The sequence below is a fragment of the Stenotrophomonas sp. LMG 10879 genome (assembly GCF_002750935.1).
Classification (GTDB): Bacteria; Pseudomonadota; Gammaproteobacteria; order Xanthomonadales; family Xanthomonadaceae; genus Stenotrophomonas; species Stenotrophomonas lactitubi_B.
Genome location: NZ_PEJT01000002.1, coordinates 1 through 24,897 on the forward strand (window position 1 = coordinate 1; position 24,897 = coordinate 24,897).

At 66.5% G+C, this 24,897-nt stretch carries 26 protein-coding genes and 1 tRNA gene; 24 read left to right on the forward strand and 3 right to left on the reverse strand.

Annotated elements, in window-relative coordinates; genetic code table 11:
• Window positions 1–193: 193 nt before the first annotated feature.
• On the reverse strand, window positions 194–1,057 hold the full coding sequence (gene ampR / locus CR919_RS02850) for a LysR family transcriptional regulator AmpR (protein ID WP_099818793.1): 864 nt from the start codon (window positions 1,055–1,057) through the stop codon (window positions 194–196).
• A gap of 177 nt (window positions 1,058–1,234) precedes the next feature.
• On the opposite strand from ampR, the gene blaL2 reads away from it, so the two are divergent.
• The 4 genes from blaL2 (at window position 1,235) to CR919_RS02870 (ending at window position 5,864) form a co-directional block, all read left to right on the forward strand.
• Window positions 1,235–2,146, forward strand: a complete 912-nt coding sequence (gene blaL2, locus CR919_RS02855) for a L2 family extended-spectrum class A beta-lactamase (protein ID WP_099818794.1) — start codon at window positions 1,235–1,237, stop codon at window positions 2,144–2,146.
• 106 nt (window positions 2,147–2,252) lie between these two features.
• The gene (locus CR919_RS02860; RefSeq protein WP_099818795.1) at window positions 2,253–3,482 is read left to right on the forward strand and encodes a cation:proton antiporter; all 1,230 of its coding nucleotides are present in this window, start codon (window positions 2,253–2,255) and stop codon (window positions 3,480–3,482) included.
• A gap of 108 nt (window positions 3,483–3,590) precedes the next feature.
• Complete coding sequence (locus CR919_RS02865) at window positions 3,591–5,147, forward strand: glycosyltransferase family 39 protein (RefSeq protein ID WP_099818796.1); 1,557 nt, start codon at window positions 3,591–3,593, stop codon at window positions 5,145–5,147.
• A 75-nt stretch (window positions 5,148–5,222) separates the two neighbouring features.
• Window positions 5,223–5,864: a hypothetical protein gene (locus tag CR919_RS02870; RefSeq protein ID WP_099818797.1), complete on the forward strand. Its 642-nt coding sequence runs from the start codon at window positions 5,223–5,225 to the stop codon at window positions 5,862–5,864.
• Between the two features lie 112 nt (window positions 5,865–5,976).
• On the opposite strand, the gene CR919_RS02875 is transcribed toward CR919_RS02870, so the two are convergent.
• The gene (locus tag CR919_RS02875; RefSeq protein ID WP_099818798.1) at window positions 5,977–6,729 is read right to left on the reverse strand and encodes a DUF3011 domain-containing protein; all 753 of its coding nucleotides are present in this window, start codon (window positions 6,727–6,729) and stop codon (window positions 5,977–5,979) included.
• A 160-nt stretch (window positions 6,730–6,889) separates the two neighbouring features.
• On the opposite strand from CR919_RS02875, the gene aspS reads away from it, so the two are divergent.
• The 19 genes from aspS to queC all read left to right on the forward strand — a co-directional run bounded on the left by aspS (window position 6,890) and on the right by queC (window position 23,444).
• On the forward strand, window positions 6,890–8,641 hold the full coding sequence (aspS, locus tag CR919_RS02880; protein WP_099818799.1) for an aspartate--tRNA ligase: 1,752 nt from the start codon (window positions 6,890–6,892) through the stop codon (window positions 8,639–8,641).
• Window positions 8,642–8,657: 16 nt separating this feature from the next.
• Window positions 8,658–9,008: a DNA primase gene (locus CR919_RS21005; RefSeq protein WP_133119583.1), complete on the forward strand. Its 351-nt coding sequence runs from the start codon at window positions 8,658–8,660 to the stop codon at window positions 9,006–9,008.
• 32 nt (window positions 9,009–9,040) lie between these two features.
• Window positions 9,041–9,562 carry a GNAT family N-acetyltransferase gene (locus CR919_RS02885; protein ID WP_099818800.1) on the forward strand — a complete coding sequence of 174 codons (522 nt, stop codon included), beginning with the start codon at window positions 9,041–9,043 and terminating at the stop codon, window positions 9,560–9,562.
• Between the two features lie 77 nt (window positions 9,563–9,639).
• Window positions 9,640–10,272: an alpha/beta fold hydrolase gene (locus CR919_RS02890; protein WP_025874679.1), complete on the forward strand. Its 633-nt coding sequence runs from the start codon at window positions 9,640–9,642 to the stop codon at window positions 10,270–10,272.
• 152 nt (window positions 10,273–10,424) lie between these two features.
• A complete protein-coding gene (locus CR919_RS02895) occupies window positions 10,425–11,156 on the forward strand; it encodes a YebC/PmpR family DNA-binding transcriptional regulator (RefSeq protein WP_089236564.1) in 732 nt (243 codons plus the stop codon).
• Window positions 11,157–11,285: 129 nt separating this feature from the next.
• Window positions 11,286–11,807, forward strand: a complete 522-nt coding sequence (gene ruvC / locus CR919_RS02900; RefSeq protein ID WP_089236563.1) for a crossover junction endodeoxyribonuclease RuvC — start codon at window positions 11,286–11,288, stop codon at window positions 11,805–11,807.
• 13 nt (window positions 11,808–11,820) lie between these two features.
• Window positions 11,821–12,414, forward strand: a complete 594-nt coding sequence (gene ruvA / locus CR919_RS02905; protein ID WP_099818801.1) for a Holliday junction branch migration protein RuvA — start codon at window positions 11,821–11,823, stop codon at window positions 12,412–12,414.
• Between the two features lie 49 nt (window positions 12,415–12,463).
• Window positions 12,464–14,383, forward strand: a complete 1,920-nt coding sequence (locus tag CR919_RS02910; protein WP_099818802.1) for a potassium transporter Kup — start codon at window positions 12,464–12,466, stop codon at window positions 14,381–14,383.
• Between the two features lie 418 nt (window positions 14,384–14,801).
• Window positions 14,802–15,842 (forward strand): Holliday junction branch migration DNA helicase RuvB, encoded by a 1,041-nt coding sequence (gene ruvB / locus CR919_RS02915; RefSeq protein WP_099818803.1) that lies wholly within the window; start codon window positions 14,802–14,804, stop codon window positions 15,840–15,842.
• A complete protein-coding gene (gene ybgC, locus CR919_RS02920) occupies window positions 15,832–16,281 on the forward strand; it encodes a tol-pal system-associated acyl-CoA thioesterase (protein ID WP_099818804.1) in 450 nt (149 codons plus the stop codon). Before ruvB ends, ybgC begins: the two co-directional genes overlap by 11 nt.
• 10 nt (window positions 16,282–16,291) lie before the next feature.
• Window positions 16,292–17,071, forward strand: coding sequence for a protein TolQ (tolQ, locus tag CR919_RS02925; protein WP_025874672.1), 780 nt, complete (start codon window positions 16,292–16,294; stop codon window positions 17,069–17,071).
• A gap of 24 nt (window positions 17,072–17,095) precedes the next feature.
• Window positions 17,096–17,524 (forward strand): protein TolR, encoded by a 429-nt coding sequence (gene tolR / locus CR919_RS02930; RefSeq protein WP_025874671.1) that lies wholly within the window; start codon window positions 17,096–17,098, stop codon window positions 17,522–17,524.
• Entirely contained in the window at window positions 17,514–18,566 is a 1,053-nt protein-coding gene (gene tolA / locus CR919_RS02935) for a cell envelope integrity protein TolA (RefSeq protein WP_099818805.1), read from the forward strand. Before tolR ends, tolA begins: the two co-directional genes overlap by 11 nt.
• Before the next feature lie 9 nt (window positions 18,567–18,575).
• Window positions 18,576–18,992 (forward strand): TonB C-terminal domain-containing protein, encoded by a 417-nt coding sequence (locus CR919_RS02940; protein WP_099818806.1) that lies wholly within the window; start codon window positions 18,576–18,578, stop codon window positions 18,990–18,992.
• Window positions 18,993–19,135: 143 nt separating this feature from the next.
• Window positions 19,136–20,455 carry a Tol-Pal system beta propeller repeat protein TolB gene (gene tolB / locus CR919_RS02945; protein WP_099818807.1) on the forward strand — a complete coding sequence of 440 codons (1,320 nt, stop codon included), beginning with the start codon at window positions 19,136–19,138 and terminating at the stop codon, window positions 20,453–20,455.
• A gap of 64 nt (window positions 20,456–20,519) precedes the next feature.
• The gene (gene pal, locus CR919_RS02950) at window positions 20,520–21,038 is read left to right on the forward strand and encodes a peptidoglycan-associated lipoprotein Pal (protein ID WP_006386160.1); all 519 of its coding nucleotides are present in this window, start codon (window positions 20,520–20,522) and stop codon (window positions 21,036–21,038) included.
• Between the two features lie 3 nt (window positions 21,039–21,041).
• Window positions 21,042–21,860, forward strand: coding sequence for a tol-pal system protein YbgF (gene ybgF / locus CR919_RS02955; protein ID WP_088100990.1), 819 nt, complete (start codon window positions 21,042–21,044; stop codon window positions 21,858–21,860).
• 139 nt (window positions 21,861–21,999) lie between these two features.
• Window positions 22,000–22,701 carry a 7-carboxy-7-deazaguanine synthase QueE gene (queE, locus tag CR919_RS02960; RefSeq protein WP_099818808.1) on the forward strand — a complete coding sequence of 234 codons (702 nt, stop codon included), beginning with the start codon at window positions 22,000–22,002 and terminating at the stop codon, window positions 22,699–22,701.
• Window positions 22,702–22,778: 77 nt separating this feature from the next.
• Complete coding sequence (gene queC, locus CR919_RS02965; protein WP_099818809.1) at window positions 22,779–23,444, forward strand: 7-cyano-7-deazaguanine synthase QueC; 666 nt, start codon at window positions 22,779–22,781, stop codon at window positions 23,442–23,444.
• A gap of 203 nt (window positions 23,445–23,647) precedes the next feature.
• Here the strand turns inward: queC and CR919_RS02970 are convergent, their stop codons facing one another.
• Window positions 23,648–24,607 carry a DUF2268 domain-containing putative Zn-dependent protease gene (locus CR919_RS02970; protein WP_099818810.1) on the reverse strand — a complete coding sequence of 320 codons (960 nt, stop codon included), beginning with the start codon at window positions 24,605–24,607 and terminating at the stop codon, window positions 23,648–23,650.
• Window positions 24,608–24,760: 153 nt separating this feature from the next.
• On the opposite strand from CR919_RS02970, the gene CR919_RS02975 reads away from it, so the two are divergent.
• Window positions 24,761–24,836, forward strand: a tRNA-Lys gene (locus CR919_RS02975).
• The last annotated feature ends 61 nt before the right edge of the window (window positions 24,837–24,897 follow it).

Here is a 24,897-nt window from a genome sequence, read left to right on the forward strand (position 1 = left end):
CGACGTTAAGGTGCGGGATGGGGATCGCTCGGCTCGTCTGTCGGCTGCTACCCGCAGATATCATGTTGACGGTCCCTCCACCCTGGCTCCTACATACCTCGTAGGAGACGGGAGGAACATACAAGCCATGCTCGGCTGTCGCGCGCAGCGCGGGATCGCACATGAAGCAGCCGAGCGTGGGCTCGGCTCTACATCACCCCTGCGCCTGCAGCCATTCGCGGAAGCGCTTGGCCGGTTCCCGCTCTGCGCGTGAGCGCAGCCGGGTCAGCCAGTAGCGGCCCAGTTCCAGCGTAGTGGCAAACGGTTGCAGCAGCCGGCCCTCGGCCAGCTCCGCCTCGAACATGCGCAGCGGCAGCAAGGCCACGCCGGCGCCACCGGCCGCAGCCACAGCCAGCGTCAACGACGAATCGAACACCGGTCCGCGCGCTTCCACGCCGTTGGCCCCGGCCATCTGCAGCCACCGTGGCCACTCGTCGCTGCGGTACGAACGCAGCAGCGGCAAGGTCGCCAGGTCACGCGGATGCTTCAGCCGCCGTGCCAGTGCCGGTGCACACAACGGTGCGAACGGCGCGTCCAGGATCGCCGTGCAGGTCTGCCCCTGCCAGTCGCCATCACCGAAACGGATCGCCAGGTCCAGGCCTTCACCGGCCAGGTCGATGCGGTTGTTGTGGGTCTGCAGTCGCAGCTCGATATCCGGATGCGCGGCGTCGAACGCAGCCAAGCGCGGCAGCAGCCAGCCAGTGGCGAAGGTCCCGACCACGCCGATCGTCAGCACTTCCCGTGCCGGGCCGCCGGTGTAGCGGGCGATGCTGGCTGAAATGCGTTCGAAGGATTCATTCAGCACCGGGTACAGGGCTGCTCCTTCCTCGGTCAATGCCACGCCGCGTGGCAGGCGATGGAACAGGCGAACGCCCAGGCGGTCCTCCAGCCCGCGTATCTGGTGGCTCAGCGCGGCCTGGCTGACACAGAGTTCCAGCGCCGCCCGGGTGAAGTTCTGGTGCCGGGCAGCGGCTTCGAAGGCGCGCAGCGCATTCAGCGGCAGAGTTGGGTGGAGCATGCGTGAGCCGTGAGCAGGTGTGATGGCTGATCGTATCTGCTTGCCGGGTGGCTTTGAAATAGCCGCAAGATGTCTGCGTCATGCATGAATAAACCTAATGGCTTCTCCTGAAAATTCGCGCTGGTGGCCAGCGTTGGTGGGCTCCGATAATCGGCATCACGCTCAGGAGAACCCCGAATGCTCGCTCGTCGCCGATTCCTGCAGTTCAGTGGCGCTGCCGCCGCTTCCGCGCTCGCCGCACCGCTGCTCGCCCGCGCCGCCACAACAACCATGGCCGCTGCACCCAGCATTGCCGCCTTCGCCGCCGCCACCGATTTCGCCGCACTGGAAAAGGCGTGCAGCGGCCGACTCGGCGTGACCCTGCTCGACACCGGCAGCGGTCGCCGCCTCGGCCATCGCCAGGACGAACGCTTCCCACTCTGCAGCACCTTCAAGAGCGTGCTGGCCGCTACGGTGCTCAAGCAGGCCGAGCGTGATCCGGCACTGCTGGACCAGCGCCTGCCGGTACGGGCGCAGGACATTCTCGAGCACGCGCCGGTCACCCGCCGCCATGTCGGCAAGGACCTGACCGTGCGTGACCTGTGCCGGGCCACGCTGATCACCAGCGACAACACCGCCGCCAATCTGTTGTTCGCCGCAATCGGTGGGCCGCCGGCAGTGACCGCGTTCCTGCGCGCCAGTGGCGATACGATCACCCGCAGTGATCGCCTGGAGCCGGAGCTGAACAGCTTCGCCATCGACGATCCACGCGACACCACCACCCCGGCCGCCATCGCGGCGACGCTGCAGCGGCTGGTGCTGGGCGATGCACTCAAGCCGGCCTCGCGCCAGCAGCTGGCCGACTGGCTGATCGACAACGAAACCGGCGATGCCTGCCTTCGTGCAGGCCTGGGCAAGCGTTGGCGGGTGGGCGACAAGACCGGCAGCAATGGCGAAGACGCGCGCAACGACATCGCCGTGTTGTGGCCGGTGCAGGGCGGTTCGCCGTGGATCCTGACCGCCTATCTGCAGGCGGGCGCGATCAGCTTCGAACAGCGCGCGGCGGTGCTTGCGCAGGTCGGTCGCATCGCCGATGCACTGACCCGCTGAAGGGCTCTGCGCCGGCTGGATAGGGACACTTTCAGCCGTGTCCTGCTTGCCCGATCCGGATCGAACCCGCATCCTGCGCGCGTTCGATCCACACGGAAGTCCACCGATGAGTCATGAACTGGTCTACCTGCTGCTGATCTTCGCGCTGCTGGTCATCCCGCGTGCGCTGCAGCGGTTCAGCCTGCCCGCGCCCCTGACCTGCCTGCTGTTCGGCATCACCGGCATGCTCTGGCTGGGCGACCAGGCGCACGACGCGGTCATCGGGCTGCTGGCCACGCTGGGCATCTCTTCGCTGTTCCTGTTCGCCGGCCTGGAAGTCGACCTGCAGGCCCTGCGCCGCGGCATGTGGCCGCTGCTGGCGCATCTGGTTATCCGCAGTGCGACCCTGTTCGGCGTCGGCTGGCTGGCCTGGCGTTACGCCGGTCTGCCATGGCAGGCCGCAGGGCTGCTGGCGCTGGCGCTGCTGACCCCGTCCACCGGCTTCATCATGGATTCGCTGTCGCGGCTGGGGCTGAGCGAGGACGAGCGGTTCTGGGTCACCAGCAAGGCCATCGCCGGTGAACTGCTGGCCCTGGCGGCGCTGTTCATCGTGCTGCAGGCCGGCGATCCTGGGCATATGGCACTGTCCAGCCTTGCGCTGTTGGCGATGATGATCGGCCTGCCACTGCTGTTCATCGCGCTCGGCCGCTGGGTCGCGCCGCATGCGCCGGGCTCGGAATTCTCGCTGCTGGTGATGGTCGGCATGGTGGCCGCCTACATCACCTACCTGCTGGGCGTGTACTACCTGGTCGGCGCCTTCATCGCCGGCCTGGTCGCGCGCCTGCTGCACCAGCGCATGCCGCTGCTGGCCTCGCACGAAAACCTGCATGCGCTGCGCCTGTTCGCCTCGTTCTTCGTGCCGTTCTATTTCTTCAACGCCGGCACCAAGGTACCCAGCGAAGCGCTCAGCTTCGAGGCGCTGGGACTGGGCGTGGTGATCACCCTGGTAGTGCTGCCGCTGCGCATCGCGGTGGTCTGGCTGCAGCGACGCGTAATGTTCGGCGAGAGCTTCCGCAGCAGCCTGCGCGTATCGCTGGCACTGGCACCGACGCTGATCTTCACCCTGGTGCTGGCTGCGATCATGCGCGATCGCTTCCAGATTCCGGCGGTGCTGTTCGGCGCGTTGCTGCTGTACGCCGCATTGACCACGCTGCTGCCCTCGCTGGTGTTCCGCACGCCGTTCGATGTCGATCCGGTGGAGCAGGAGCCGGCAGGGCAGGGCGAAGATGCGCCGGTGGCGGCGACGGAAGTGGTTGCGGCCGATCCGACACCTGCACCTGCATCTGCATCGCGTTGACCCTGCGCAGGGCATCACGAGACTTGCGTTGCGGACGCGCAGCACGGGACACTGCGCGCCCCGCGACGTACCGGCCCTGGTGCGTTGGATACCCCAGGAGCTGCAGGCGTGAACCAGGACGTGAACCTCGACCGTAAACTGCTGCCAGGCAGGATCCTGCTTTGGTTCTCTGCCATCGCGCTGCTGATCCTGTTCGGGTACAGCTGGTCGATGCCACCGGTCGATGCCTCGGGATTCCGGCAGACGCAGACCGCGTTGTCGATCGACTGGATGGTACGTGGTGGCCCGTGGCTGGACTATCTGACGCCGGTACTCGGTGCGCCGTGGTCGATTCCCTTCGAATTCCCGCTGTACCAGTGGCTGGCAGCGCTGCTGTCCAGCGCCACCGGCATCAGCGCCGACAACAGCGGCCGGCTGGTGTCCACCGTATTCCACGTCGGCTGCGTCTGGATGGTCTACCGCACGCTGCTGGCCATCCGTCCTGACCGCGTGCTGGCGTTGTGCGTAGCCGGCGCCTTCGCGGTTTCGCCGTACGCCCAGTTCTGGGGACGGTCGGTGATGATGGAGTCCACGGCCGTGTTCTTCGGCCTGGTCTTCGTCTGGGCGCTGGCGAACCTGCGCAACCGCCCGAATGCATGGCTCGGCCTGCTCGCTGTGGTGGCTGCCGTGCTGTCAGCACTGGTCAAGGTCACGACGTTCTTCGGTTTCGCGGCGTTCGTTGCGCTGGCGTTTGCCTGGCTGGCGGTGCGCGAGCATGGCTGGCGCCCGCAGTGGCTGCTGGGGCATTGGAAACTGCTGGCGTGGGGCATGCTGTCGGCGCTGGCGGTTCTGGTTGCCATCACCCTTTGGCTGCATCACGCCGATGCGCTGAAGGCGCAGTCACCGCTGGGTCAGCAGGTTACTTCCGAGGCCCTGTCCAGCTGGAACTACGGCACCCTGCAGCAGCGCCTGGATCCGGCCACCTGGTGGGGCACGGTCTTCAAGAAGCGCTTCTCCGGCGCAGTCGGCTCCAACTGGATTTTCCTGGTGTTTCTCATCGCGGGCCTGTGCATCGGCCGGATCCGCACCGCAGTCGCGTTGCTGCTGCTGGCCTACCTGGCACCGTTCCTGGTGTTCACCAACCTGCACATCGCCCATCCCTACTACCAGGCGGCCAACATCGTGTTCGCCACCTCGATCGTCGGCCTGGTGCTGTGGTCGGCGGTGCTGCGTGCCGACGCCATCGGCAAGCCGCGGCGCGCGGTGGCCCTGGCGGTGCTGTTGTGCATGCTGTCCACCGGTTTTGGCCTGGCCCACTACCTGAAGAACATGAAGGAAGCACGCGAGCCGACCACGGTTTCGCAGATCGCTGCGTTGATCCGCTCCAGCACGCCGGAGAACGGCGTGATCGTGGCGTTCGGCCAGGACTGGTCCTCCGAACTGCCCTATCTGGCAGGGCGCCGGGCGCTGATGATCCCGGACTGGGCCTCGGACCAGGCCCTGCAATCGTTCGCCGGGGCCAACGCGGCGCTGGGCGGGCTGCCGTTGGCTGCCGTGGTCGATTGCCCCAACCAGGTCGGCAGCACGCCGGAACGCGCCGCTTGGCAGGCGCAGATTCTGGCCCGGCATACCGCCGGCAGCCGAAGCCAGGCCATCGACGGCTGCCAGGTGTGGTTACGTCCGTAACAGTGGACAGCGGTCGGGCCGCGCAGGCCGGGTAGCCGGTTTGCGCCCACCGGCCATGGCCGTTAGGGTTGGGGCATGAAACCGATCGCCGCTGTTGCTTCCGCCATCGCCCTGCTCGGCCTCGCCGCCTGCTCGCAGCCATCGCATACGGTCAACCACGATCTGTCGACCGCACCGGCCGACGCCTTCATGGCCGCGATTGCCGCCCATTGCGGCCAGGCATACGAGGGCAAGGTGGTGGAGGACACGCCGGCACCGACCGGCGAGGATCCCTTCGCCGGAAAGACGCTGGTGATGCATGTGCGGGGCTGTGCCGACCCGGGACATGAGCTGCGCATCCCGTTCCACGTCGGTGATGATCATTCGCGCACCTGGGTGTTGACCCGCACCGAGCACGGCGTGCGGCTGAAGCACGACCACCGCCATGCCGATGGCAGCCCCGATGCGATCACCCTGTACGGCGGCGACAGCAAGCCGCCGGGCACCGCCGAACGCCAGCAGTTCCCCGCCGATGGCGAATCGGTGGCGATGTTCCGTCGTGCCGACATGCTGGCCTCGACCCACAACACGTGGGCGATGGAGATCGAGCCGGACCAGCGCTTCGTCTATGAGCTGACGCGCCCGGAAGGGCGCCGTTTCCGGGTCGAGTTCGATCTCAGCAAACCGGTCGCGCTACCGCCTGCGCCCTGGGGTGATGCAGCGGCGCCGGCACCCTGATCGGCGTCCTGGCATGCTGCCGCGGACAGCCCGGTAGCGCCGGGCCATGCCCGGCGGCTTTCAAGCGGAGACCCTGCCGCTGCGCTCGCCGGGCATGGCCCGGCGCTACCCCTCAACGCGTGCCGAAGCGCGCCCGGCAGCCGTTGCTGACCCACACGTTGCCGCGCGAGTAACCCCAGGTCCGGCCTTCCTGGCAGGCACTGCCGGACAGCTGCTGCTGCAGCACCGGTCGGCCCTGGCGGTCGTCCCAGTTGCAGCTCTGCTGGCGGTTGTTGTTGCTGCTGCAGGTCACGGTGTAGTTGCTGTTGCCGCCACCCCAACCGCCGCCATTGCCCCCACCATTGCCGCCGCCCCAGCCACCGCGGGCTTCGGCGAACTCGGCGCGGCAGCCGCGGTTGACCCAGATCGCGCCGTTGCGCACGCCCCAGTTCTGGCCTTCCACGCATTGGGTGCCGGAGATCTGCCGGACCACGCGCGCGTTGCGCCAGCCGACCGGGCAGCTGCGTTCGCGGTTGTCCTGGCTTTCGCAGCGCACGGTGCCGCCGTTGCCGTTGCCGCCGCCCCAACCGCCGCCGTTGCCGCCACCCCAGCCACCACGGCCCTGGGTGAATTCGGCGCGGCAACCGTTGTTGACCCAGATGCTGCCGTTGCGGGTGCCCCAGGTGCGGCCCTCCACGCAGGCCGAGCCGGACAGTTGGCGGACCAGCTGGGCGTCGCGCCAGCCGGTGTTGCAGACACGTTCGCGGTTGTTCTGGCTCTCGCAGCGGACCACCCCGTCCTGCGCGGCGGCAGGGGCGGAGGGCAGGGCGAGCGCGGTAAAGGTACCCAGGATCACGGCCAGGCTGGCCAGGGACTGCGGTTTCATGGCGACATCCCCATACGGGAGTAGGTGCGCGACTATAAGGACCGGGGCGATCAAGCCCGCGTGACCGTCCGCATTTGCCCCGGCCGGGGCCTCGGCCGCAGAATAAGAGGCTTTCCGGCCCCCATCAGGCGCCGGCGTTCTCCAGCGGAGCTTTCCCCCCATGCGTACCCACTTCTGCGGCCTGGTCGATGAGACCCTGATTGGCCAGACTGTCACCCTCGCCGGCTGGACCGACGTGGCCCGTAACCAGGGCGGCGTCTGCTTCATCGATCTCCGCGATCATGAAGGCATCGTGCAGGTGACGGTGGAGCTCGACAACGCCGAAGTGTTCGCCGTGGCCGCCAGCCTGGGCTATGAGGACGTGCTGCAGGTGGAAGGTGTTGTGCGCGCCCGCCACGCGGTCAACGACAAGCTGCGCACCGGCAAGGTGGAAGTGATCGCCACCGCCATCACCGTGCTGAACAAGGCCGCGCCGCTGCCGTTCCACGCGCACGAGAACCCCGGCGAAGAAACCCGCCTGAAGTACCGCTACCTGGACCTGCGCCGTCCGGAAATGCAGCGCATGCAGCGCACCCGCATCAAGCTGGTGCAGGCCCTGCGCCGGCACCTGGACGAAAAGGGCTTCCAGGACATCGAAACCCCGATCCTGACCAAGGCCACCCCGGAAGGCGCGCGCGACTTCCTGGTGCCGGCGCGCATGCACCCGGGCGAGTTCTACGCCCTGCCGCAGAGTCCGCAGCTGTTCAAGCAGATCCTGATGGTGGCCGGCTTCGACCGCTATTACCAGATCGCGCGCTGCTTCCGCGACGAGGCCCTGCGTGCCGACCGCCAGCTGGAATTCACTCAGCTGGACATGGAGTTCGCCTTCGTCCGCGAGCGCGACGTGCAGGATTTCGTCGAAGACATGATCCGCGGCATCTTCAAGGAAGTGGTCGACGTCGAGCTGGACGCCAGCTTCCCGCGCATGACCTGGGCCGAGGCGATGCGTCGCTACGGTTCGGACAAGCCGGACCTGCGCATCGCGCTGGAACTGGTGGACGTGGCCGAGCTGGTCAAGACCAGCGAATTCCCGGTGTTCACCGCGGCTGCCAACGATGCCGATGGCCGCGTCGCCGCGCTGCGCATCCCGGGTGGTGCCAGCCTGTCGCGCAAGCAGATCGATGAGTACGCCGCGCACGCCGCCAAGTACGGCGCGAAGGGCCTGGCGTACATCAAGGTGGGCGAGAACGGTGAAATCAGCTCGCCGATCCAGAAGTTCTTCAGCGAAGAAGGCTTCGCCGCGCTGGTGGCCCACGTCGGCGCCGGCAACGGCGACATCGTGTTCTTCGGTGCCGGCGGCTACAACAAGGTGTCCGACTTCATGGGTGCGCTGCGCCTGAAAGCCGGCAAGGACTTCAACCTGGTCGCTGACGGTTGGGCGCCGCTGTGGGTCACCGACTTCCCGATGTTCGAGTGGGACGAGGAAGCGCAGCGCTACGTCGCCCTGCATCACCCCTTCACCGCGCCGGCCGTGGACGACATCGCCGACCTGCGCGCGCACGCCAAGACTGCCGTTTCGCGCGGCTACGACATGGTGCTCAACGGCAATGAAATCGGCGGCGGTTCGATCCGTATCCACCGCCCCGACATGCAGAGCGCGGTGTTCGAGCTGCTCGGCATCGGTGCCGAGGAAGCCCGTGCCAAGTTCGGCTTCCTGCTCGACGCGCTGAACTACGGCGCGCCGCCGCACGGTGGCATCGCCTTCGGCATCGACCGTATTGCCGCGCTGATGGCTGGCACCGAGTCGATTCGCGACGTCATCCCGTTCCCGAAGACCACCGGTGCACAGGATCTGATGACTGACGCGCCGTCGCCGATCGTAGACGAGCAGCTGGCCGAAGTGCACATCCAGGTTCGCCCCAAGAAAAACTGATCAGGAGATCCAGGCAATGACCGAGTTTGCGTTTTCGCTGGAGTGGGAAAAGCTGGGCAATGAAGGCTCCGAGGCCAACCTGGTCACCGAGCGTGCACGTGTCTTCGGTGGTTGGCTGGTCCGCGTCGGTACCAACCCGTCGGCCATGGCCCTGACCTTCGTCGCTGACGGCGAAGGTCGCTGGGACGGTGAAGACTTCGGCGTCGAGGATTACGAAGACGACGAAGAGGAAGAGGAAGAGGAAGAGTACGACGAGGACGAGGAAGGCGAAGAAGAAGAGGAAGACGGCGAGGAAGAAGAGGACGACGAGGAATACGAAGAAGAGGAAGAGGAAGAAGACGGCAAGGAACCGGCGGAGCGGGCTTGACCCGAACCGTTGTCCTGACGTCAACTCGACCCATGTATTCGATCCGCCGCGCCACTGTGGACGACGCGCCGACCCTGTCGGCGCTGGCCGCGCGCACGTTCACCGAAACCTTCGGCCATCTGTATCCGCCGCAGGACCTGCAGGACTTCATCGACGCGTCCTACACGGTCGAGCGCCAGCGCACGATCCTGGGCCACCCCGATTACGCGGTGTGGCTGCTGGAGCTGGATGGGGAGGCGGTCGGCCATGCCGCCGCCGGCCCCTGTGGGTTGCCGCACCCGGACGTGAAGCCCGGTGACGGCGAACTCAAGCGCCTGTACCTGGTCAAGACGCAGCAGAGCTGCGGCTGGGGCAGCCGCCTGCTGGAAACCGCGCTGACCTGGCTGGAACGCGACGGCCCGCGCACGCTGTGGCTGGGCGTGTGGTCGGAAAACTTCGGGGCCCAGCGCTTCTACGCCCGCTATGGTTTCGAAAAGGCCGGCGAGTACCTGTTCCCGGTGGGCGATACCAACGATCTTGAGTTCATCCTGCGCCGTCTGCCGCATCCGGCCTGAAGTCGTTCACCGCCGCTTGCCCCTGGCTTCTGTTCAATCACCGTAGTTCCGCCCCGCTGACCGCCAGGCTGTTGCACATGACTCCCCCCGTTCTGTTGTTGCATGGCATCTGGAATGCCCGTGCCTGGGTCGGGCCACTGGCCTGGCGCCTGCGCGCGCGTGGCTTCCAGGTCCATACCTTTGGCTACTCGTCCGTATTCGGCGGCCCCGATGTGGCCGTGCCGCAGTTGCTGGAGCGGCTGGCAGACGCAGGCCCGCTGTCGCTGGTCGGGCACAGCCTGGGTGGCCTGCTGGCGCTGGAAGCCCTGCGTCGGCAACCGCAGCTGCCCGTGCAGCGCGTGGTCTGCCTGGGCTCGCCGCTGCGCGGCAGTGGCACCGCGCGCTCGCTGTCCGAACATGGCTGGGGCCTGGCCCTGGGCCGCAGCAGCGAACTGCTGCTGGACGGGCTGCCGGACTGGCAGGGCAAGGCCGCGGTCGGCCTGATCGCCGGCTCGGTGCCGCATGGGCTGGGCAGCCTGCTCGGGGCGCTGGATGACGATTCCGATGGCACCGTGGCACTGGCGGAGACCCGCCTGCCGGGCCTGGCCGACCACTGCGTGGTGCGCACCAGCCACAGCGGCCTGGTGGTGTCGCCGGATGCCGCGCGGCAGACCGCGCATTTCCTCCGCCATGGCCAGTTCGACCATGGCCGGGACGCCGCTGCTGCCTGAGCGACGTCACCCAGCGCCGCTGCGCTCGCCGGGCATGGCCCGGCGCTACCGGGGCGCCACGCCCGGCCGCATCTGTCCCCCTCGACACGGTCATCGGGCCCGATCAGGTAGAATCCGCGGCCTTATCCATCAACGCACGTACGGAAAGACCCATGGGTAGAGGCCCCTCCATCGAGAACCGCAAAAACGCGTCTGACGCGAAGCGCGGCAAGATTTTCACCAAGATCATCCGTGAGATCGGCGTGGCCGCGCGCGGCGGTGGAGGCGACCCCAACAACAACCCGCGCCTGCGTGTGGCGGTGGACAAAGCACTGACCGCGAACATGTCCAAGGACGTGATCGAGCGTGCCATCAAGAAGGCCACCGGTGAACTGGAAGGCGTCGAGTACGAAGAGATCCGCTACGAGGGCTACGCGCCCGGTGGCGTGGCCGTCATCGTCGATTGCCTGACCGACAACCGCGTGCGCACCGTGGCCGATGTCCGCCATGCGTTCAGCAAGTGCGGCGGCAACATGGGCACCGAAGGCTCGGTCAGCTTCATGTTCAAGCGCGTGGGCGTGCTGCATTACGCTGCCGGCGCCGATGAGGACGCCATCTCCGAAGCGGCCATCGAGGCCGGTGCGGATGACATCGTGGTCTACCCGGAGGATGGCGCGATCGACGTGCTCACCGCCGCGGACAGCTTCCACGCGGTCAAGGATGCGATGCAGGCGGCCGGCCGCACGCCGGACCATGCCGAGCTGACCTTCCGTGCCGACAACGACATCAAGGTCGAGGGCGACACCGTGCTGCAGGTCAAGAAGCTGCTGGACATGCTGGAAGACCTCGACGACGTGCAGGACGTTTACTCCAACGCCGATCTCGGCGCGGACGCCTACGCCTGAACGTACGCTCCACCGGTCGCCTTTGGCGGCCGGTGAGCGGACAATGCGGACCATGATGACCCCAGACGTTTCCAGCCATCACCGCCGCATGCGTCCTCCCCGGATCAGCGGCGCCTGCGTGTGTGCCGCATGACCCGTATTCTCGGCATCGACCCGGGTTCACAAAGGACCGGGGTCGGCATCATCGACGTCGACGCCAGCGGCCGGGTCAGCCACGTGCATCACCAGCCGCTGGTGCTGCTCGGGGCCGACGACTTCCCGCAGCGCATGAAGCTGCTGGTGCTGGGCCTGGCCGAGCTGTGCCACGAGTACCAGCCGCAGGAAGTGGCCATCGAAAAGGTGTTCATGGCACGCAATCCCGATTCGGCGCTGAAGCTGGGCCAGGCCCGTGGCGCGGCGATTTCGGCGGTGGTGCTGCGCGACCTGCCCGTGCACGAATACGCTGCCAGCGAGATCAAGCTGGCGGTGGTCGGTCGTGGCGGCGCCGAAAAGCAACAGGTTCAACACATGGTCGGGCTCATGCTCAACCTGAAAACCAAGCTGCAGGCCGACGCGGCCGACGCGTTGGCCGTGGCCATCACCCATGCCCACGTAAGGGCAACGGCCAACCGCCTGGGGCTGACTGCCCGCCAGGCGTGGGGTCGCAAATGAGGAGCTGCACGCAATGATCGGTCGACTGCGCGGAATCGTCGCCTACAAGGCGCCGCCGTGGCTGGTGGTGGACGTCAACGGGGTGGGCTACGAGCTGGAGGCGCCGATGAGCACCTTCTACGACCTGCCCGAGCTGGGCCGTGAGGTCACCCTGTACACCCACTATTCGCAGAAGGAAGACAGCGTCTCGCTGTACGGCTTCCTGCGCGAAGGCGAGCGCCGCCTGTTCCGCGACGTGCAGCGGGTCAGCGGCATCGGCGCGAAGATCGCGCTGGCCGTGCTGTCCGGCGTCACCGTCGAAGAATTCGCGCGCATGGTCCAGGCCGGTGACATCACCGCGCTGACCCGCATCCCGGGTATCGGCAAGAAGACCGCCGAGCGCATGGTGCTGGAACTGCGTGACCGCGCGGCGCAGTTCGGCGCCGGTGGCGCACTGCCGACCGGCAGTGGCCCGGCCCCGGCCGATCCGCTGTCCGATGCCACCGTGGCGCTGCAGCAGCTGGGCTACAAGCCGACCGAGGCGGCGCGGATGGCGCGCGAAGCCTTCAACGAGGGCGACGAAGTGGCCATGGTCATCCGCAAGGCCCTGCAGTCGGCGCTGCGCTGAGCCGCGCCGCTTCCTTTCCCATTACACCCTGAGCTTCGCCAGGAGCCCCATGTCCAGCAGTCAAACTCCGCACACCGCCGCCCATGGCGGCCATGGTCACGCTCCCCCCGCCGGGGGGCTGGCGCTGATCATCGGTGCGATCGGCGTGGTCTTCGGCGATATCGGCACCAGCCCGCTGTACACCCTGAAGGAGGCGTTCTCGCCGCACTACGGGCTCAGCAGTGACCACGACACCGTGCTGGGCGTGCTGTCACTGGCGTTCTGGGCGCTGAACATCGTGGTCACCCTGAAGTACGTGACCATCATCATGCGCGCCGACAATGACGGCGAGGGCGGCATCATGGCGCTGATGGCGCTGACCCAGCGCACGCTGCGCAACGGGTCGCGCTCGGCTTACGTGGTGGGCATCCTCGGCATCTTCGGCGCCTCGTTGTTCTTCGGCGACGGCGTGATCACGCCAGCGATATCGGTGCTGGGCGCGGTGGAGGGCCTGGAGGTGGCGGCCCCCGGGCTGCATGCCTTCATCGTGCCGATTACCGTGGTGGTGCTGCTGGCGGTGTTCGCGGTGCAGCGCTTTGGCACCGCGAAGATCGGCAAGCTGTTCGGGCCGATCACCTCGATCTGGTTCATTTCGCTGGCGGCGATCGGCATCTACAACATCGTCGACGCGCCGGAAGTGCTGAAAGCGTTCAACCCCTGGTGGGCGATCCGCTTCTTCATGAATCATGGCTGGCACAGCATCTTCATCCTCGGCGCGGTGGTGCTGGCGGTCACCGGTGGCGAGGCGCTGTATGCCGACATGGGCCACTTCGGTGCCAAGCCGATCCGCCACGCCTGGTACTTCTTCGTGCTGCCGTGCCTGGTGCTGAACTACCTGGGGCAGGGCGCGCTGGTGCTCAACCACCCCGAGGCGGTGAAGAATCCGTTCTTCGAAGCGGTGCCGTCGTGGGCGCTGTACCCGATGATCATCCTGGCCACGATGGCCGCGGTGATCGCCTCGCAGTCGGTCATCACCGGCGCGTTCTCGGTCTCGCGCCAGGCCATGCAGCTGGGTTACATCCCGCGCATGCGCATCAAGCACACTTCGCACGACACCATCGGCCAGATCTACATCCCCGGCATCAACTGGGGTATCGCGGTGATGGTGATCGGCCTGGTGCTGGCCTTCCGCAGCTCGTCCAACCTGGCTGTGGCCTACGGCATCTCGGTGTCGGCCACCATGCTGATCGATACCCTGCTGCTGGCCCTGGTCGCCCGTTCGCTGTGGCCGAAGGCGCGCAACTGGATCCTGCCGCTGTGCGTGGTGTTCTTCGTCATCGACCTGGGCTTTGTCATCGCCAACGGCGCCAAGCTGCTGCAGGGCGCCTGGTTCCCGGTGGTGCTGGGCATCTTCCTGTTCACCATGATGCGCACCTGGCGTCGTGGCCGCGAACTGCTGCGCGATGAGATCCGCAAGGACGGCATCCGTATCGACACCTTCCTGCCGGGCCTGATGCTGGCGCCGCCGGTGCGCGTACCCGGCACCGCGGTGTTCCTCACCGCCGACCCGACCGTGGCCCCGCATGCGCTGATGCACAACCTCAAGCACAACAAGGTGCTGCACGAGCGCAATGTGTTCCTGCACGTGGAAACCCTGCCCATTCCATATGCGATGGAAGGGCAACGACTGAAGATCGAATCGGTGGGCGATGAGTTCTACCGGGTCTACGTGCGTTTCGGCTTCATGGAGACCCCCGACGTACCGCTGGCGCTGATGCGCTCGTGCGACCACGGCGGCATCTACTTCGACCCGATGGACACCACCTTCTTCGCCAGCCGCGAAACCATCGTCGCCACCGCCAACCGCGGCATGCCGATCTGGCGCGACAAGCTGTTCGCGCTGATGCACAGGAACGCCGCCCCGGCGACGGGCTTCTTCCGCATTCCGGGCAACCGCCTGGTCGAGCTGGGCGCGCAGGTGGAGATCTGACCGCACGGGGTCGGATCCCTTTTCCAAAGGAAAAGGGCTCTGACCCCATGTTCGGTTCGTGCCATACACACATCCATCCACGCATGGCGTGGATCTACTGTGTCGACCAAGGTCGACACCCACCAAGAGCAGGCCATTCCGTGTCGACCAAGGTCGACACCCACCAAGAGCAGGCCATGCCATCCAGACAGATTGCGGAGATCTGTCGAAGGCGGGGTCGGTCCGGTTGCGGGGGCGTGAGCGCCATGGATGGCGCGACCGAGCTTACAGGGACGTACTTGCAGCGTCCCCCGCAACCGGACCCACCCCGCCATTTCACGGAATGCCCGCTTTGCTTCGGCCTTTGACGTTGCCGTTGCCTCTGCAGGTGCCGGGCGCAGCCCGGCCGAACCCCGTACTTTTGCCGCATAATCAGCACATGACCGACGACCGCATCATCGGCGCCGGCGCCACCCGCGAGGATGACGCCGCCGACGCCAGCATCCGACCCAAGCGACTTGCCGACTATCTCGGCCAGGTGCCGGTGCGCGAGCAGATGGAGATCTACATCCAGGCCGCCAAGGGTCGTGGCGATGCGCTGGACCACGTGCTGATCTTCGGCCCTCCCGGCCTGGGCAAGACCACCCTCAGCCATGTCATCGCCAACGAACTGGGCGTGGCCCTGCGCGTGACCTCCGGCCCGGTGATCGAAAAGGCCGGCGATCTGGCCGCGCTGCTGACCAACCTGCAGCCGCACGATGTGCTGTTCATCGACGAAATCCATCGCCTGTCGCCGGTGGTGGAAGAAGTGTTGTATCCGGCGATGGAAGATTTCCAGATCGACATCATGATCGGCGAGGGCCCTGCAGCGCGCTCGATCAAGATCGACCTGCCGCCGTTCACCCTGATCGGCGCCACCACCCGCGCCGGCCTGCTGACCGCGCCGTTGCGCGACCGCTTCGGCATCGTCCAGCGCCTGGAGTTCTACAGCGTCGAAGAACTGACCCGCATCGTGCGCCGCTCGGCCGCGATCCTGGCCATCGACTGCACCGCCGACGGGGCAGGGGAGATCGCGCGCCGCGCGCGTGGCACCCCGCGTATCGCCAACCGCCTGCTGCGCCGCGTGCGCGATTACGCCCAGGTCAAGGCCGGTGGCCACATCGACCAGACCGTGGCCCAGGCCGCAATGCAGATGCTCAAGGTCGACCCGGAAGGCTTCGATGAGCTCGACCGTCGGCTTCTGAAGACGATGGTCGACTACTTCGACGGTGGCCCGGTCGGCATCGAGTCGCTCGCCGCGGCGCTGTCCGAAGAGCGCGGCACGCTGGAAGACGTGGTCGAGCCGTACCTGATCCAGCAGGGCTTCCTGATCCGCACCGCGCGTGGCCGCATGGCCACCCACAAGGCCTACCGGCACATGGGCCTGAAGCCGAAGAACCCGCCGCAGGATCTGTTTGCCGAGGTTCCCGATGTCGGTTGAACCCTCGGTTGAACCCCGATTCAGTTGGCCGACACGCATTTACTGGGAAGATACCGACGCTGGCGGGGTGGTCTACCACGCCCGCTACGTGGCCTTCATGGAACGGGCCCGGACCGAATGGATGCGCGCGCTGGGCTACGGCCAGGAGCGCATGCGGTCCGAGCACGGCATGGTCTTCGCGGTGCGCTCCATGCAGATGGATTTCATCAAGCCGGCACGGCTGGATGACCAGCTGCAGGTCAGCGCCACCCTGGTCCAGCTGAAGAAGGCCAGCATGGTCTTCGACCAGCAGGTCCTGCGTGACGGCCAGCTGCTGCTGTCCGCGCAGGTCCGCATCGCCGCACTGGACGCGGCCAGTTTCCGCCCGCGTGGCATGGACGATCTGGTCCTTGCCGCGCTGCAACCCCACCTCCACCCCGAATCCGAACAGAACTCTTGAGGAACAACGGATGATCGCAACGCTCCTGGCCCTGCAGGCCACGGTCACCGAGGCTTTGCCGGCTGACGTCAGCAATGCCGCGACCCAGACCCTTGCCCAGGCCACCACCGGCGGCGGCATCAACTACCTCGAACTGATGGCCAAGGCCAGCCTGCCGGTGAAGATCATCGTGCTGGCGCTGCTGGTCGGCTCGTTCGTCAGCTGGGTGATCATTTTCCGCAAGGCCCGCATCTTCAAGCAGGCCACCCGCGAAGCCGACGAGTTCGAGAACCGCTTCTGGTCCGGTGCCGACCTGGGCAAGCTGTACAGCTCGGCCACCGACCGCAGCCGCAATGTCGGCGGCCTGGAAGCGATCTTCGAAGCCGGTTTCCGCGAGTACACCCGCCTGCGCGACAAGCGCCGGCTGGATGGCCGCGCCCAGCTGGAAGGCGCCCAGCGCGCGATGCGCACCACCTATACCCGCGAAGTCGACCAGCTCGAACGCAACCTGGAACTGCTGGCCAACATCGGTTCGACCGCTCCGTACGTGGGCCTGGTCGGCACCGTGTTCGGCATCATGGTGACCATGCACGACATGATCAGCAGCGGTGCCCAGGCCGGTATCGCCGCCGTCGCCCCGGGCATTTCCGAAGCGCTGTTCGCCACCGCCATCGGCCTGTTCGTGGCCATTCCGGCGGTGTGGGCCTACAACCGCTTCACCACCCGCGTGGAGCGCATGTCGGTGCGTTTCGAGACCTTCGCCGACGAGTTCAGCTCGATCCTGCAGCGCCAGAGCGCTGGCGACGAGTAAGCGCCAGACCCGGGAGTCCAAGCCATGTCCGCTGCCATCGGTCGCCGCAAGCGCCGCAAGCTGAAATCGGAAATCAACGTCGTTCCCTATATCGACGTCATGCTGGTGCTGTTGATCATCTTCATGGTCACCGCGCCACTGCTCACCCTGAGCTTCGATGTCGACCTGCCCAATTCCAATGCCAAGGCACTGGAAAGCAAGCAGGATCCGGTGATCGTCTCGGTGCGCCAGGACGGCCAGCTCAGCCTCAAGCTGCCCGACGCCAAGGAGCCCACCGCCGTCACTGCCGAGGAACTGCAGGGTCACCTGTCCGGCATCGCCGCGCAGGACAAGGGAGTGCGCGTGATCGTCGCCGCCGACCGTGCCGTGGCCTATGAAAAGGTCATCGCGGCGATGGACGTGATCAAGCGCGCCAACGTCGACAAGGTAGGCCTGGCCACCGATGCACGCTGACGCCCTGCCGCCACCGCACAAGCAGGAACCCGGCTGGGGCCAGCCGCTGGTGCTGGCCGTGCTGGTGCACCTGCTGGTCGCGTTGATCTTCATCGGCGCCTGGCTGTGGTCGCCCCAGCGCAATACCGATGCCGCCGCAGGCGATCCCTCGGTCGAGGCCAGCCTGGCGCTGTCCGCGTCCGAAGCCGCCGCGGCCCGCCAGGCCCTGCGCCAGTCGGAGAAGCTGGAAGACCTGCCGCCGCCGGTGGCCGAGCCGATCCCGGTGCCGGAAGACACCATCCCGCCGCCGCAGCCGATTGAAGAGCCGCGCCCGCAGGACGCGCCCACGCCGCAGCAGCAACAGGCGCAGGAGCGCGTGGCGCAGCCTGACACCAAGGACCAGGACGCGGTCAGCGCGTTGGCGATCTCGCAGGAAAAGGCCAAGCAGGAGCAGGAAGCCAAGCGCCGCCAGGAGCAGATCGACCTGACCGAGCGCAAGCGCCAGGAAGAGGCCGAGCAGAAGCTGCGTCTGGCCAAGCAGCAGGAAGCGGACGCCAAGAAGAAGCAGGCCGAGCAGGAGCGTCTGGCTGCCGACAAGGCCGAGGCCGAGAAGCAGAAGAAGATTGCCGACATCCGTGCCCGCCGCGAGCAGGCCGAGAAGGAAGCCAAGCTGGCCGAGCAGAAGCTGCGCCAGGTCGCTGCCGCGCGCAATGCCGCAGGAACGGCCGTTGCCGGTACCAGCGGCGCCGCACAGCCGGCCGCCGGTGGTGGCGGCAGCAGTGACGACCTGTCTGCCAAGTACGCTGCGGCCATCCAGGCCAAGGTGCGCGATACCTGGACACGTCCGGACAGCGTACCGCTGGGGCAGAAGTGCCAGGTCACCATCACCCAGATTCCGGGCGGGCAGGTGCTGCAGGCCAAGGTGAGTTCCAACTGCGCCTATGATGAAGCGGGCAGGCGCTCGATCGAAGCGGCCGTTCTCAACGCCCAGCCGTTGCCATACCGGGGCTTCGAGAAGGTGTTCAACCGCACGCTCAATCTGACCTTCACTGCTCAGGACTGACAGAACAGAATGACCAACGCCCGCCCCCCGCGCTGTGGAGGACCCGCGACGAAGGGAGCCCTGCGTCTGTGTGCGTTCGCGCTGTCGTTGCCGATGGCGCTGTCGTTATCGGCAGCAGAGCACGCAGGCGCGCCCCGCAATGATCATCTGGCATTGCAGAAGGCCTACGCCGACGCTGTTCGCGCGCGGATCGTGGAGCATTGGTTTCGTCCAGCTTCGGTGCTGCCGGGCCAACGGTGCTCCGCGCGCGTCCTGCAGTTGCCCACCGGCACCGTCATCTCCGTAAAGACGCAGTCCGACTGCCAGTTCGATGCCGTGGGGCGGTCGTCTCTGGAGGATGCCGTCCGCAGGGCGCAGCCATTGCCCACCGAGGGATTCCAGTCTGTCTACGTGCGACATCTACAGCTGACCTTTGTCGCGGAGTAGCGGAGATCCTGCCTTTTCGTTAAAGGCGCGTGATTGCCTTGCCCCAAGTGACTCTCCTTTCACGTACCCTTGGTTCATGATTGCGAAGCGGTTCACTGCCGTTTTGTTATCCCTCGTTCCGGTTCCCCCTATTTGAGCGCTCCATGAAGAAGATGCCTCGCTGGCTTGCCATGTTTGCGGCCCTGTTGCTGCCCTTTGCTGCCGTCGCGCAGCAGAAGGGGCTGGATATCGACATCATCGGCGGCAACGCCTCCGCCCTCCCGATCACCATCGTGCCGATGCCCTACCAGGGTGCGGCCGGCGCTCCGCAGACCGATGTCGCCGGCGTGGTCCGTGCCGACCTCGAACGTTCGGGCCAGTTCCGCACGCTGCCTGAAGCGCAGATCGTGGAGAAGCCTACCCGTGGCGGTGACATCCAGTTCGCCACGTGGCGCGCGCTGAAGCAGAACTACATCGTCGTCGGCCGGGTCATGGATGCCGGTGCCGGCGCCTACCGCGTCGAGTACGAACTGTTCGACGTGCCCAAGGGCGAGCGCCTGCTGGGCCTGGCGATGACCGCACGTGGCAACGCCATGCGCGACGTCGCCCACCAGATGGCCGACGCCATCTACGAGAAGATCACCGGTGTCCGCGGCGCCTTCTGGACCCGCATCGCCTACGTGACCGCCAGCGGCAAGGGCGACGCCATGCGCTATGCGCTGATGGTCGCCGATTCCGACGGCTTCAACCCGCAGACCATCGTGCGTTCGGCCGAGCCGCTGCTGTCGCCGTCGTGGAGCCCTGATGGCAACAAGCTGGCCTACGTCAGCTTCGAGCGTGGCAATTCGGCCATCTACATCCAGAACATCTCCACCGGCGCCCGTGAACTGGTCACCAGCTTCCGCGGCATCAACAGCGCCCCGGCCTTCTCGCCGGACGGTCGCAAGCTGGCCCTGACCCTGTCGCGTTCGGGCAACCCGGAAATCTACGTGATGGATCTGGGCAGCAAGCAGCTGACCCAGCTGACCAACCACTTCGCCATCGACACCGAGCCGACCTGGGCCCCGGACGGCAGCGCGGTGTACTTCACTTCCGACCGCGGCGGCCGTCCGCAGGTCTACAAGGTCGGTGCCGGTGGTGGCAGCGCCGAGCGCGTGACCTTCCAGGGCAACTACAACGCCAAGCCCTCGGTGTCCTATGACGGCAAGAAGATCGCCGTTGCCCAGGGTTCGGGCAACAGCTACAAGATCGCGCTGATGGACAGCTCGCTGGGCTCGCCGCGCTGGAGCACGCTGTCGCCGGGTTCGCTGGACGAGTCGCCGAGCTTTGCGCCCAACGCAAGCATGGTGCTGTACGCCGCCCGTGAGGGTGGCCGTGGTGTGCTGTACGCCGTCTCGGCCGATGCGCGCGTGCGCCAGCGCCTGGTTCTGGCAGACGGTGATGTGCGCGAGCCGGCATGGTCCCCCTACCGTACCCAGCGCTAAAAGAGTGTTAATATTTTCTCTGTATTGAACCCCTCATCGGCTTAGGAGCCACAAAGGTATCGCCATGAACAAGTCCACCCGCGTTCTGCTTGTTTCCCTGCTGTCCGTGGCCGTCCTGGCCGGTTGCTCGAAGAAGGTCAAGGAAGAGCCGCAGGCTCCGGTCGATACCGGCACCTCGACCACCACCCCGACCGGTCCGTCCACCTCCGGCCTGTACGGCCCGGGCGATCTGGACACCGACGCCTGCCTGCGTCAGCGCGTTGTCTACTTCGACCTGGACAAGGAAGACGTGAAGCCGGAATTCCAGGCCATCATGGCTTGCCACGCCAAGTACCTGCGTGACCGTCCGTCCTCGCGCATCACCCTGCAGGGCCACACCGACGAGCGCGGTTCGCGCGCGTACAACCAGGCCCTGGGCGAGCGTCGTGGCAACGGCGTCAACTCGGCGCTGCAGGCCAACGGTGGCTCGGCTTCGCAGCTGACCGTCGTGTCCTACGGTGAAGAGCGTCCGGTCTGCACCGAGTCGAACGAGTCCTGCTGGTCGCAGAACCGTCGCGTCGAAATCGTCTACACCGCGCAGTAATCCATGCGCCTTGGCATCAAACTGATGCTGGTCGTTGCGGCAGCCCTCGTGGCTGCCGCACCGGCGCATGCACAACGTCAGAGTCTGGCCGACCGTGTAGGTTCGCTCGAGCAGCAGATGTACAACAACAGTGCCAACCAGGACCTGTTGAACCAGATCAACCAGCTGCGGCAGCAGGTCACCAGCCTGCAGGCCTCGATCGAGCAACTCCAGCACGACAACGCCCAGCTCAAGCAGTCCGCCCAGGATCAGTATCTGGATCTGGACAGCCGCCTGAACCGGTTGGAAGGGGGCTCTGCCGCCCCGGCCCTGCCTGCTGTTCCGGCGAGCGCACCGAAGGCTCCTGCAGCCCCGGCAAAACCCGCAGCGGCGGCCACTTCCGAGCGGCCGCCCTCCGTCCATGGTGACCCGGGTAGCCTGGCCGTCACCGGTGACGAGCGTACGTCCTACAACGTGGCTTTCGATGCGTTGAAGGCCGGCAAGTACGATGATTCGGCGCAGCTGTTCCTGAGCTTCCTGGAGCTGTATCCGAACGGCGTCTACGCCCCCAACGCGCTGTACTGGCTGGGCGAGAGCTATTACGCCACCCGCAATTTCCCGATGGCCGAGTCCCAGTTCCGCGAACTGCTCTCGCGCTATCCCACCCACGACAAGGCCGCAGGTGGCCTGCTCAAGGTCGGCCTCTCGCAGTATGGCGAAGGCAAGGTCGACCAGGCCCAGCAGACGCTGGAGACCGTCGTGGCGCAATACCCGGGCTCGGATGCCGCGCGTACCGCGCAGGACCGCCTGCAATCGATCCGCCTCGGCAATCAGATCCGCTGATCCGCTGACCGGGCGTACAATACGCCCCCTGGCGCTGGGCTGACTCCCGGCAGCCTCCTGTAGAGCCGAGCCCATGCTCGGCTGCTTTCGTTTCCGGCGCCGGGACATCCGTCGCCCGCCCCATGAAGAATTGTCTGCCATGACCGCCGTCACTCCGTCCAACGCCGTCGCCACGCCCAGCGAGATCGTGCAGTCGCCACTGCCGCGCCTGAAGATCACCGAGATCTTCACCTCGTTGCAGGGCGAAGCCGATACCGCCGGTTGGCCGACCGTGTTCGTGCGCCTGACCGGTTGCCCGCTGCGCTGCCAGTACTGCGACACCGCTTACGCCTTCCACGGCGGCACCTGGTGGGACATCGACGACATCGTCACCGAGGTGCTGGCCCAGGGTGTGCGCCATGTCTGTGTGACCGGCGGCGAGCCGCTGGCACAGAAGCGCTGCCTGGTGCTGCTGCAGAAGCTGTGCGACGCCGGCCTGGATGTGTCGCTGGAAACGTCCGGTGCGCTGGACGTCAGCGCGGTCGATCCGCGCGTATCGCGCGTGGTCGACATCAAAACCCCCGGCTCGGCCGAAGTCGCCCGCAACCGCTGGGAGAACCTGCCGCTGCTGACCGCGCGCGACCAGATCAAGTTCGTGATCTGCAACCGCGAGGACTACGACTGGGCCAAGGGCATGGTCGCCGAGCACCAGCTGGTGCAGCGCACGATGGTGTTCTTCTCGCCCAGCAAGGGCGAGATTACTGCCCGCCAGCTGGCGGACTGGATCGTGGAAGACCGGTTGCCGGTGCGCTTCCAGATGCAGTTGCATAAGATTCTCTGGAATGACGAACCGGGCCGCTGAGCCCGTCCGTTGTTCCTTGATGTAGTTCCGGCGCGGGACAGCGTGCTGGCTTTTCCCCCAAACCGGATGATTTACCCATGAAGAAGGCAGTCGTGCTTCTCTCCGGCGGCATGGATTCAGCCGCCGTCATCGCCATTGCCCAGGAACAGGGCTTCGCCGTGCATGCGCTGAGCGTGCGTTACGGCCAGCGTCACACCTCCGAGCTGGATGCCGCCGCGCGCGTGGCCAAGGCCCAGGGCGTGATCGTGCACAAGACCGTGGACGTGGACCTGCGCAGCATCGGCGGCTCGGCGCTGACTGACGACATCGACGTGCCCGAGGCGGGCGGCGAGGGCATCCCGGTCACCTACGTGCCGGCGCGCAACACCATCATGCTGTCGCTGGCCCTGGGCTGGGCCGAAGTGCTCGGTGCCAACGACATCTTCTGCGGCGTCAACGCCGTGGACTACTCTGGCTACCCCGATTGCCGCCCCGAGTTCATTGCCGCCTTCCAGGCGCTGGCCAACCTGGCGACCAAGTCGGGGGTGGAAGGCGCGGGCATCACCGTGCATGCACCGTTGCAGTTCCTCAGCAAGGGCCAGATCGTCAGCGAAGGCGTGCGACTGGGCGTGGACTTCGGCCTGACCGTGTCCTGCTACAACGCCGATGCCAACGGCGCGGCCTGCGGCCACTGCGACGCCTGCCGCCTGCGCGCGCAGGGCTTCACCGAAGCCGGTGTGGCCGACCCGACGCTGTACGCCTGATCGCCTCTGGTAGTGCCGGCCGCTGGCCGGCTTCCGTCGCAGGTGCGAACTGAACCCCGGTAGCTGCGAACTCCACCCTGGTGGGTGCGAACTGAACCCCGGTGGGTGCGAACCGTTGGTTCGCACTGGCTGACGGGCCGGGCAGCTCTGACTCTGGTAGGTGCCAACCTTGGTTGGCACTGTGCGCCGGGCATGGCCCGGCGTTACCGCTGCTGCAGCCACCCCGACGCCTCGATAAACCCCCGCACCGCTGCAGGATCCTCGTAATCCAGCTCGATCATCCGTGCGATCGCCGCCCGCTCATCCGGCTGCTGGCGCATGTACTCCTGCGCGATGCGATACCCCGCGTAGTAGCCCAGATCACTCACCCCGAACGCATTGCGGGCGCTGTTGTACAGCCAGTTGTCCAGGTCATCGCCATCCATCTCGGCGATGAAGCGAGTGCGGATCTCCGATTCATGCAACGGCCCATAGATGTACAGCGGCAGTGCCGGTCGACGGCCGCTGATCCGCTCAGCCACGTACTCGGCCACGCCCTCGCGCACCGCGTACTGCGCGAGCGAACCGGTGGTCTCGCGCTGCTGGGTATGCACGTACTCATGCAGGTTGTTCTGTGCGTTGTTCGCACCGGGATTGCTGTCGTAGAAGACCCGCAGGCGACTGCGCAACGGCTCCGGCAGTTCACTGACATCCACGCTTGCATCGCCGAGTGCCATCTCCGCGCCGATCAGCACCTGGTTGCCCAGCGTGGTGCCACCGGTGCGCAGCACGCCCACCGCATAGGTGATGCTTGCCGGGCGCAGGGCGGGGTAGAGCCTGCGGAAGGCCGCCAGATCCCGCTCCAGCGTCTCGCTGGCCTGCTGTGCGTTGGCGGTCAGCGGCCGCACCGAGGCCCAGAAGCGCGGCCAGGCGAGCATTGCGTCGGCGTACTCGGCGGCGGTGTAGTTGCGCACCTTCATCAGCGCATGCAGGCCGGGACTGCCTGGATCGATGTAGCGCTGCTGGACCAGGGCCAACCGCTGCGCGGCATCGGGCTCGGCAAGCACGGCATCGTAGGTAGCCCAGAAGCGGTCGATATCGTCGGTCCGCACCTGTGTAGGCGATGCCGCAGAGGTGGCGAATGGCAGCAGCAGGGCGAGCATCAGCGGCAGTGGCAGGCGCATCCATCGCTCCGGGGCAGGGGCGCAGCTGAGATGCGGCGGGCGGCGGAAAGGTTTAGACGCCCGCAGCCCGGCAACTTCGTAGATCCCCGACTTCACCCAGCCCCGCAAAGTACGGTAGAATGCCCACCCCGCCGAAAGGCCGGGGCCTTGCATGGGCCGTTAGCTCAGTCGGTAGAGCAGAAGACTTTTAATCTTTTGGTCGATGGTTCGAATCCATCACGGCCCACCAATGCATTCAATGACTTAAAGCGCCCTTGTGGCGCTTTTTTCATCTTCTCCGTAATTCCCTC